Origin of the sequence: Paenibacillus sp. PsM32, assembly GCF_030433815.1 — a bacterium.
Lineage (GTDB): Bacteria > Bacillota > Bacilli > Paenibacillales > Paenibacillaceae > Saccharibacillus > Saccharibacillus kyungheensis.
In genome coordinates this window covers 36,291-44,559 of sequence record NZ_JARUWY010000020.1, presented here as the reverse complement: position 1 = coordinate 44,559, position 8,269 = coordinate 36,291, and the positions used below count along the sequence as shown (strand labels likewise).

8 protein-coding genes are annotated in these 8,269 nt (G+C 39.2%); 1 reads left to right on the top strand and 7 read right to left on the bottom strand.

Annotated features, from left to right (window positions below; all coding sequences use genetic code 11):
• Positions 1 to 79 precede the first annotated feature (79 nt).
• The 7 genes from QCD85_RS22530 to QCD85_RS22500 form a co-directional block, all read right to left on the bottom strand.
• On the bottom strand, positions 80 to 394 hold the full coding sequence (locus QCD85_RS22530) for a hypothetical protein (RefSeq protein ID WP_273613988.1): 315 nt from the start codon (positions 392 to 394) through the stop codon (positions 80 to 82).
• Positions 394 to 717, bottom strand: a complete 324-nt coding sequence (locus QCD85_RS22525; RefSeq protein ID WP_273613989.1) for a type II toxin-antitoxin system Phd/YefM family antitoxin — start codon at positions 715 to 717, stop codon at positions 394 to 396. Before QCD85_RS22525 ends, QCD85_RS22530 begins: the two co-directional genes overlap by 1 nt.
• 152 nt (positions 718 to 869) lie before the next feature.
• On the bottom strand, positions 870 to 1,838 hold the full coding sequence (locus QCD85_RS22520; RefSeq protein ID WP_301263934.1) for a nucleoside hydrolase: 969 nt from the start codon (positions 1,836 to 1,838) through the stop codon (positions 870 to 872).
• A gap of 91 nt (positions 1,839 to 1,929) precedes the next feature.
• Positions 1,930 to 3,870 carry a beta-glucoside-specific PTS transporter subunit IIABC gene (locus tag QCD85_RS22515; RefSeq protein ID WP_301263933.1) on the bottom strand — a complete coding sequence of 647 codons (1,941 nt, stop codon included), beginning with the start codon at positions 3,868 to 3,870 and terminating at the stop codon, positions 1,930 to 1,932.
• A 257-nt stretch (positions 3,871 to 4,127) separates the two neighbouring features.
• Entirely contained in the window at positions 4,128 to 4,958 is an 831-nt protein-coding gene (gene licT, locus QCD85_RS22510; RefSeq protein WP_273613992.1) for a BglG family transcription antiterminator LicT, read from the bottom strand.
• 173 nt (positions 4,959 to 5,131) lie between these two features.
• Positions 5,132 to 6,574 carry a 6-phospho-beta-glucosidase gene (locus QCD85_RS22505; protein WP_301263932.1) on the bottom strand — a complete coding sequence of 481 codons (1,443 nt, stop codon included), beginning with the start codon at positions 6,572 to 6,574 and terminating at the stop codon, positions 5,132 to 5,134.
• A gap of 215 nt (positions 6,575 to 6,789) precedes the next feature.
• Complete coding sequence (locus tag QCD85_RS22500) at positions 6,790 to 7,788, bottom strand: glycosyltransferase (RefSeq protein ID WP_273613994.1); 999 nt, start codon at positions 7,786 to 7,788, stop codon at positions 6,790 to 6,792.
• A 160-nt stretch (positions 7,789 to 7,948) separates the two neighbouring features.
• On the opposite strand from QCD85_RS22500, the gene QCD85_RS22495 reads away from it, so the two are divergent.
• A complete protein-coding gene (locus QCD85_RS22495) occupies positions 7,949 to 8,158 on the top strand; it encodes a TM2 domain-containing protein (protein ID WP_301263931.1) in 210 nt (69 codons plus the stop codon).
• Positions 8,159 to 8,269 lie beyond the last annotated feature (111 nt).

The window sequence follows — 8,269 nt, the reverse complement described above, 5'->3', positions numbered from 1 at the left end:
CTCATTTTACCATGAGGTCTTTTTTCACTGTCTACCTTGAGGGGATAATACCATTAAAGTTAGTCTTTTTATTGTAAAACTATATTCTTTTTTGACGTCTTGCTTCAGCTATTCTAAATACTTTACCTTCATCCCTTGCTCCAATAACGATAATTTCAACAATTTCTATCTCTTCATTTTGCGAAGCTTTAAATATAAGACGGATTCCCAACTTATCATATTTCAACTCTTTCATACCTGCTAAGTTAGAATAACTATTGTTATGTAGAGGCTTTCCGATCTCAGAGCCTCTTTCTTCTAATCTTTTTTTAGCTACATCTACCCATTTTTGTAGGTTTCCATCTAGCCGATGATAATCTTTTGCAGCTTCTTCCCAAAATTCAACTTTAGCCATTAATCAAATAACTCCTCATCGCTTAGATTCGCATAAGGATTATCTGTTAAATCCGTATTCACAACTTCATCAGCAGATATTAAGCTTGAGTTCCCATTTTGCACTCGTTGAGAAGCATAGGCATATAATAATTCACTTTCAAGTTGCTGATTGCGTTCAACAATTTCCTGATAAATTTGAGCATCTAAAATAACTGCACTTGGTTCATTGTTAGACAAAATATATATAGGTTCATGAGTTTCTCGGACTTCTTTAATTACTTTATTAAAATTAGCACGTGCTTTAGTGATCGATTCTGTGCGTACATTTAACACTTTATACATTGTTATAACCTCCTTTTACTATGATAAGCATAACTCTTAAGAAGCTTATATTCAAGCTTTAATAAAAGCTCTTTTTTAATATATAAAAAAAAGATTGATCTATTAGATCAATCTTTTCTTGTGTACATTTATGTGTAAATGTTGTACTTCTTTTACTTGATCGCACCTAGCACATCTAACAACATTTGCTTAAACACAGGACGATTCACTTGCTCACAAACTCTTACGTTGGGTGTCTGCCCAAGTCGTCCATTGATATCGACTACACTATAGCCGCGTGTCCATTCGCCTTTGGTTTCTACATCGACAAAGTACGTATGGCTTTCCGTCATTACTGCTTCATTTGCCGCTACAGCCATGAGCAATGTATCTGGATGAGTTGTACCGTTAAGACGGTGAACTTCTTTGTTGAATGTCATAACCACTTGATTGACCGCTTTGAAAAACTCGGCGCCTGCTGTGCCTAGTTGTGCAATCTCTGCATGATCTTCATCATCCATCAGCGAATAGCGGGTACACATTTCCCAACCTACCATCGTAGTTGGAATCCCTGAACGAAGTACAATATGAGCAGCTTCGGGATCTACATAAAAGTTGTATTCAGCGGCTGGTGTAATATTGCCCAGTGCATTGTTGGTTCCACCCATTACATATAGATGAGGAATTTTGGGCACAATGGTTGGATCTTTTTGGATAGCCATCGCAATATTGGTCAATGGTGCAATCGCAAGCAGATGAATTTCACCCGGATATTTATGTACACTTTCGATCAGAAAATCGACTGCATGTCCATCTGCTGGACGTTGGATCGCTTTGGGAAAGTTAGAACCACCCATCCCATCGCTACCGTGCACATCTTCTACTGTACGATGCTGTTCTTGGTTCCATGTGGTCATCAGTGGACGTTCGCATCCTTTGTAGACCGGAATCTGTCCGTCTACTCCACCTTTGCCTGCGACTTGAATCGTATATAGCGCATTCTCTACTTCCTGATCAAATTGTACATTGCCACCTGTCATCATAATGCCTTGCACATCAAAATGGTGAAGTGCTGTCAAAATAGCGATCGTGTCATCGCCAGCGGTGTCTGTATCAATAATAGCTTTGCGTAATGCTGTCATGCTTGTTCCACATCCTTACTATTTCTTAGAATAATCCTTTTAAAATCATAGCAATCCTATACGCATTTGACTACTATTTTATCAATACTGTTCAGGTGGAGTACTTGGGATTAGATATCACTGTGTGGGTTGTAGATTCAGTATTACTTTCTGTTCCGACAGCTTCTAATAACGGTTCTCCATGAGTCACTATTGTCTGTTGAAGAGGAATAATATCATTATAATCAAATGTATTGGTCACAATCACAGGTGTAATCGTTGAATAACCGGCTTCACGAATACGGGCAATATCAAATTCAAGCAAAAGCTGACCTGCACTCACCCGATCCCCTTCTTGAATATAAGAAGTAAAATGTTCTCCGTCTAACTTCACTGTATCCATACCGACATGTACCAATACTTCCAGTCCTTGATCAGACACGACAGCTAACGCATGTTTCTTTTTAAAAGCTACTGTCACCGTTCCTGCAAATGGTGCAACAATGCGCCCTTCCGCAGGTTCAACAGCTATCCCTTTTCCCATTGCTTCTGCTGCAAAAGCAGGGTCAGGTACATCACTCAAAGCAACAACAGTACCACTTAACGGACTAAGTACTGTATCACTTGCACGTACTGGATGATGTATCGGAGTAGGAGACGCTACTGTTGTCGCTACAACCTCTTGCTTCTCTTCTTCTACAGGATCTTCAAATCCAAGAATATACGTCAGCACCATCGAAATAAGAAAAGAAGCCGTAATTCCCATAATCAGCCCCGAAAATCCTTGTCCACCCGGGCCATAAAAAATAGGTAATGTGAGTAACCCTGGCGCACCGGACGCAAATGCTTGTGTACCTGCTTGCCCGATAATAGCACCGCCGACTGCTCCCCCAATAATACCGGCAATAAATGGACGTTTAAGTGGCAATGTCACACCGTATACCGCTGGTTCTGTAATCCCGAATAATGCTGATAATGTAGCCGAACCTGCAAGTGTTTTAAGTTTTTTATTTTTTGTTTTGAGCATAACTCCTAATGAAGCACCTGTCTGTGCAAATACAGATGCTGTTGCTGCTGGCTTAATACCATCACGACCATAGACAGCAATATTATTAATAAAGACAGGCACAAGTCCCCAATGAACACCGAAAATAACGAATAACTGCCAGCCTGCTCCCAAAAGCGCACCTGCAATCAATGGACTGAATAAGAAAGCAGCGATTAAGATATCTGCGATACCATTACCAACATACACACCAAATGGACCGAATACCATTAACGTTAAAGGCACCATAATCACAAGCAAAATCAGCGGAGTGATAAAGTTTTTAACACTTTCATGTATACGACGGTTACAGAACTTCTCTAGCTTGCTCATCACTATAATCGCAATAATAATCGGAATCACTGTTGAAGAATAACTCATCATCACAACTGGAATACCAAAAAAGGTAACTGCGCTCTCAGCTCCATTTAGCGCGGTAATCGAAGGGATTAACAATGCCCCTGCAATCGTTAAAGCTACAAATATATTACCGCCAAATTTGCGTGCTGTCGTGACCGCAAGCAGTAAAGGAAGAAAATAAAACAAACTATCTGCGGCACCAAATAAAATAATATATGTACTGCTTTTCGCTTCTAACCATCCAAAATTACTACAGATCAATAACAATCCTTTTAGAATACCTGCTCCTGCCATAACACCGAGTAACGGAGCAAATATACTAGAGATCACATCAATAACTGCTCCAAATCCTTTTTTGCTTTTCGATTCCCCGGCTTCACGCTCTCGATCTGAAGAGTCAATAATAGTGGATACTTTGCCTATCGCTTCATACACTTCTGGAACTGTATTGCCGATTACAACTTGATACTGTCCGCCACTTTCTTTGACCGCAATCACGCCTGGATTTTTTTCTAATAATGCTGTATCTGCTTTGGCATTGTCTTTTAGCGAAAATCGTAATCGTGTAGCACAGTGAACCAGTGAATTGACATTCTTTTCTCCACCTACTCCTGCAACGATTTCTTTAGCTAATTTCTCAAAATCCATGCTGTTCACCCCTCGTTTTGATTGATATTATCTGCTGATTTCTGTTTTTGAGCACACAAAAAACCTAAGCCCTGAAAAATAGCGGATCAATCGATCGCACTACTTTTCAGAACTTAGGTTTTGCCTGCATCACCAGTAACAACCCCGGCTGTACTATTTAATTGTGTAGTTAGCTGTTCTTGTTGTTTCAATGTGCTTAGAATATACTGATTTTTTATATTTGTCAACGCTTACATGTATAGATGAATAGACAAGGGTCACCGATTAATCACACGTTCTAGATGAACCGTTAAGTATAATAACTCTTCGTTGGTGGATTGATAATTGTATTCTTTAGCTACAAATTTTTGGATTTTTTCGGCACAGGCTGCTGCTTCGTGATGCTTTTCTTTGATCATCGTATATAAATGATCATAATTATCGTTATAATGAGTGCCTTTCAATACCCGTTGTGCAAAAAACTTCAAATGTGTCACAAAGCGAAAATAACTTAATGAATCTTCATCAAACTCTTTTTTGAAATGATATTTCACAATATTGAGCGTCTGTTGAATAAACTTGGTTATCGTCATGGTGGTCGAGACTTCTTCATTCATTTCTGCATTAATGATATGAATAGCGATAAATGCTGCTTCATCTTCAGGTAATTCGATTCCAAGCTTATGCTTAATCTGCTCTAACGTTTTGAGTCCGATACCAAATTCTTCTCTGTAAATTTGCTTGATTTCCCATAGAAGCACATTTTTAATTTCTAATCCTTGCTGATAACGTTCGATCGCAAAATTAATATGATCGGTTAGGGAGACATACAGGTTTTCATTTAACTTTTTACCTAACGTTTCTTTGGTATACACAATCATATTTTCTACAATTTCGATCAACTCAATCGGTACTTCTCGCAATAGCATTTTGAAGTTATCCGATGTCTGTTTGTTTTTTAGTGCAAATACTTTTTGAATTTTACTTTCATCAATCTTATCATCCGGTTTCTTTTTAAAAGCAATTCCTCGCCCCATAACCACTAGCTCTGAACCATCGGCTTGATAAATACTCACTACATTATTATTAATGACTTTGGCAATTCGCATAGCTTGCCCCCTTGATTTCTTTACAATACATCTTTATCTGATCTATAAAGTTACGTCTAGTGTATTCAGGTGATACATCCTTGTCAACGCTTTAACATCTATAGATAACCAGATGGAAATCAGCTTTCCACTGCTCTTCCATCCGGCATCATTTTACTGTCTATCAGCGATAATTAAAGATTATTTTCTACATCTGCTCCATTAGACTGAATCACTTTTTGATACCATGCAAAACTTTTTTTCTTTATCCGCTGAAGGGTACCGTTCCCTTCATTATCACGATCAACATAAATATAACCGTACCGTTTACGCATTTCACCGGAAGAAGCACTCACAATATCAATCGGCGCCCAGCACGTATACCCAATAATAGGCACGCCGTCTTCGATCGCTTCACTCATCGCTGTAATATGCTTTTGCAAATAATCGATCCGGTAATCATCATGGATAACCTGATCGGCATTCATGTCATCATGCGCACCCAGACCATTTTCAACGACAAATAAAGGCTTTTGATAACGATCATGCAATTGATTAGCTGTAATACGCATACCTAACGGGTCAATCGTCCAGCCCCATTCGGATTTGGCAAGATAAGGATTAGCTACAGAACCGAACACATTACCGCTGGTCATTTTTTGATTCACTTCAGGATCTGTACTTGTTGTACGGCTAGAATAATAGCTAAATCCAATATAATCGACAGTATGTTGCTTCAAAATTTCTGCATCTTCTGCTTCCATCTGGATATCTAATCCACGATCCCGGAAAAAGCGCTTTGCATACCCCGGATATTCGCCGCGTGATTGGACATCGATAAAGAAATACGACTCCCGATCTTTTTCCATCCCTTGATACACATCTTCTGGATTACAAGTAAATGGATAAAAGCTACCTGCGGCAAGCATACAACCGATTTGAGCATCTGGAATCATCTCATGGCATGCTTTGACCGCTAATGCACTCGCAACAAGCTGATGATGAGCTGCTTGATACTTAATCTGCTCGACATCGTCTCCTTCTTCAAAAACAAGACCTGCTCCTAGAAACGGCAGATGTAATAACATATTGATCTCATTGAACGTCATCCAGTATTTCACTTTGTGCTGATAACGTGCAAACACAGTCTTCGCATATTTTTCAAATAACGTGATCAATTGGCGGTGACGCCAGCTTCCGTATTTCTCAATCAGATAAACAGGCACATCAAAGTGAGCCAGTGTTACCACCGGTTGAATACCATACCGTAACAATTCATCGAATAATCGATCATAAAATAATAACCCTGCTTCATTCGGTGCTTCTTCTTCGCCTGTAGGAAAAATACGCGCCCATGCAATCGAAACACGCAATACTTTAAAGCCCATTTCAGCAAGCAAAGCAATATCTTCAGGGTAACGATGGTAAAAATCGATCGCTTCATGAGAAGGGTAAAATTCTCCTTCAAGCGGGGTTAACGAAGGCACATTGCCTTTCATAATCGATCTTCGCTTTTCTCCTGTAGGTAATAGATCAACAATACTTAACCCTTTTCCATCTTCTAGATAAGCTCCCTCTGCTTGATTGGCAGCGATCGCTCCACCCCATAAAAAGCCTTGTGGAAATGTTGTTGTCATTGTAATTCTCCTCCTGTATGTGAGATTAAAAGCAGATGCCTCCCTCGAACCCGAAAATAAAAAAACCTGAACTCACCTGTTCACACTAGTTGTGCAATCAGGTTGGTTCAGGTTATGCCCGAATGGTAACATCCCATGAGAAGTCTATTCTGTTCAACAAAACTGTATCAAGGATATGAAGCGATGTCAATCAACATCAAGGCTGATCTATGCTGTTACTTTAGCCATTCAGAAAAGAACTGACGGTACCCTTCTCTCATAATCGAACTGGAAAACGTATCAAACGCATAATCTCGATTATCCTGTGAAAAAGAGCGTGGAGAAGCCGCCGCCATATTCACCAGTTCAAACCAGTTACGTTCATTACCAGCAAAAGCGTGGGTTGAGCTGATATGGTCATAACAAGGATGCTCTGGTTTAACTACAATTTTGCCCATCGCCAGTGCTTCGGTCAGTGGCATCGCAAAGGTATCAAATTTGGAGCAACTCCAATACACTTTACTGGAATTCATTAACTGGAAAATCTCATCTTGCGATAAGGCAAATCGTAAATGAATATTGGAAGGAATATCATATTTCTGCATACTTTCACGGTAACGTTCACCACCAAACACCATAAATACTTCTTTGTCTGGATTCTGACGAGCATACTTGAGCACCAGATCAGGACGACGATTTTCTTCATCCCGTCCAATCCATAAGATCCGGTTTTCCACCACTTGAGAAGGATCAAAATGCTTATTCGCTAACGTCTCGCTAAACCCGATAGGAATCACATCTACATCGGTAATATTAAATTGCGAAGCCAATTGCCGTTTGAGAAAAGGAGTCTGCACCACCGCTTTGTCGACCATATTGTAAAATGGCTTCATCATCTCATATCCTGTCAGTGCCGGATCAGGGAAACTATGCGGAAACAGCACACTTTTGGGCAAAAACATTTTCAAATACGTAAATCCAGAAACGGTATAAATAACATGTTCAATCTGTTCCTTATGAATCTGATCTAAAACGATATCATAGTTAACAAGATCGCTTTTTTCATGCTCATATCCAGGAAGCCAATCATATCCACTCACATGACGTTCTGGTGAAATAAATACGATATCTACACCTAATTCTCGTCCTAACGCTTGTAATCGCTCTGCAAATACACGTGGACCTTGATTTTCAGTAAATTGAATTTTGCGCATAAGAAGTCCAACTTTTTGCATAACGTTCCTCCAGATAATATCTCTATTATTTTGCATCATTTGCGTCTATTGTCTTGTAGCGTGTATATTCTAAATATACCGTTAAATGAAAAAAAGAGGAACCTTCACCGCTAGAGATGCGTATGTAATATCATAAGTAACACACTTTGGAGGGAACATTATGTATAGTCGTAAAAGTAATCTAGTCAGCTTATTGTTGTGTATTTTCTTCGGATATTTAGGGATACACCGTTTTTATGTAGGTAAAGTAGGAACAGGATTGTTGATGTTATTTACAGCCGGTCTAGGCGGTGTCTGGGTTATTGTTGATATTATCATTATTATTTTAGGTAAATTCCGCGATAAAGAAGGATACCCATTGAAATTCTAAGCTCATTTTGGAAATGATCATATACAAGATTCACAGTATACAATATTTAAAATATCCAAAAAACCTCGAAGGCTACTCAGCCAACGAGGTTTTTTTGTATTCACTATTTAC

What these genes read in the sequence shown, in the direction of transcription:
- QCD85_RS22530 (WP_273613988.1), bottom strand. Translation starts at nt 394, where the DNA reads ATGGCTAAAGTTGAATTTTGGGAAGAAGCTGCAAAAGATTATCATCGG.
- QCD85_RS22525 (WP_273613989.1), bottom strand. Translation starts at nt 717, where the DNA reads ATGTATAAAGTGTTAAATGTACGCACAGAATCGATCACTAAAGCACGT.
- QCD85_RS22500 (WP_273613994.1), bottom strand. Translation starts at nt 7,788, where the DNA reads ATGCAAAAAGTTGGACTTCTTATGCGCAAAATTCAATTTACTGAAAAT.
- QCD85_RS22505 (WP_301263932.1), bottom strand. Translation starts at nt 6,574, where the DNA reads ATGACAACAACATTTCCACAAGGCTTTTTATGGGGTGGAGCGATCGCT.
- QCD85_RS22515 (WP_301263933.1), bottom strand. Translation starts at nt 3,870, where the DNA reads ATGGATTTTGAGAAATTAGCTAAAGAAATCGTTGCAGGAGTAGGTGGA.
- QCD85_RS22495 (WP_301263931.1), top strand. Translation starts at nt 7,949, where the DNA reads ATGTATAGTCGTAAAAGTAATCTAGTCAGCTTATTGTTGTGTATTTTC.
- licT (WP_273613992.1), bottom strand. Translation starts at nt 4,958, where the DNA reads ATGCGAATTGCCAAAGTCATTAATAATAATGTAGTGAGTATTTATCAA.
- QCD85_RS22520 (WP_301263934.1), bottom strand. Translation starts at nt 1,838, where the DNA reads ATGACAGCATTACGCAAAGCTATTATTGATACAGACACCGCTGGCGAT.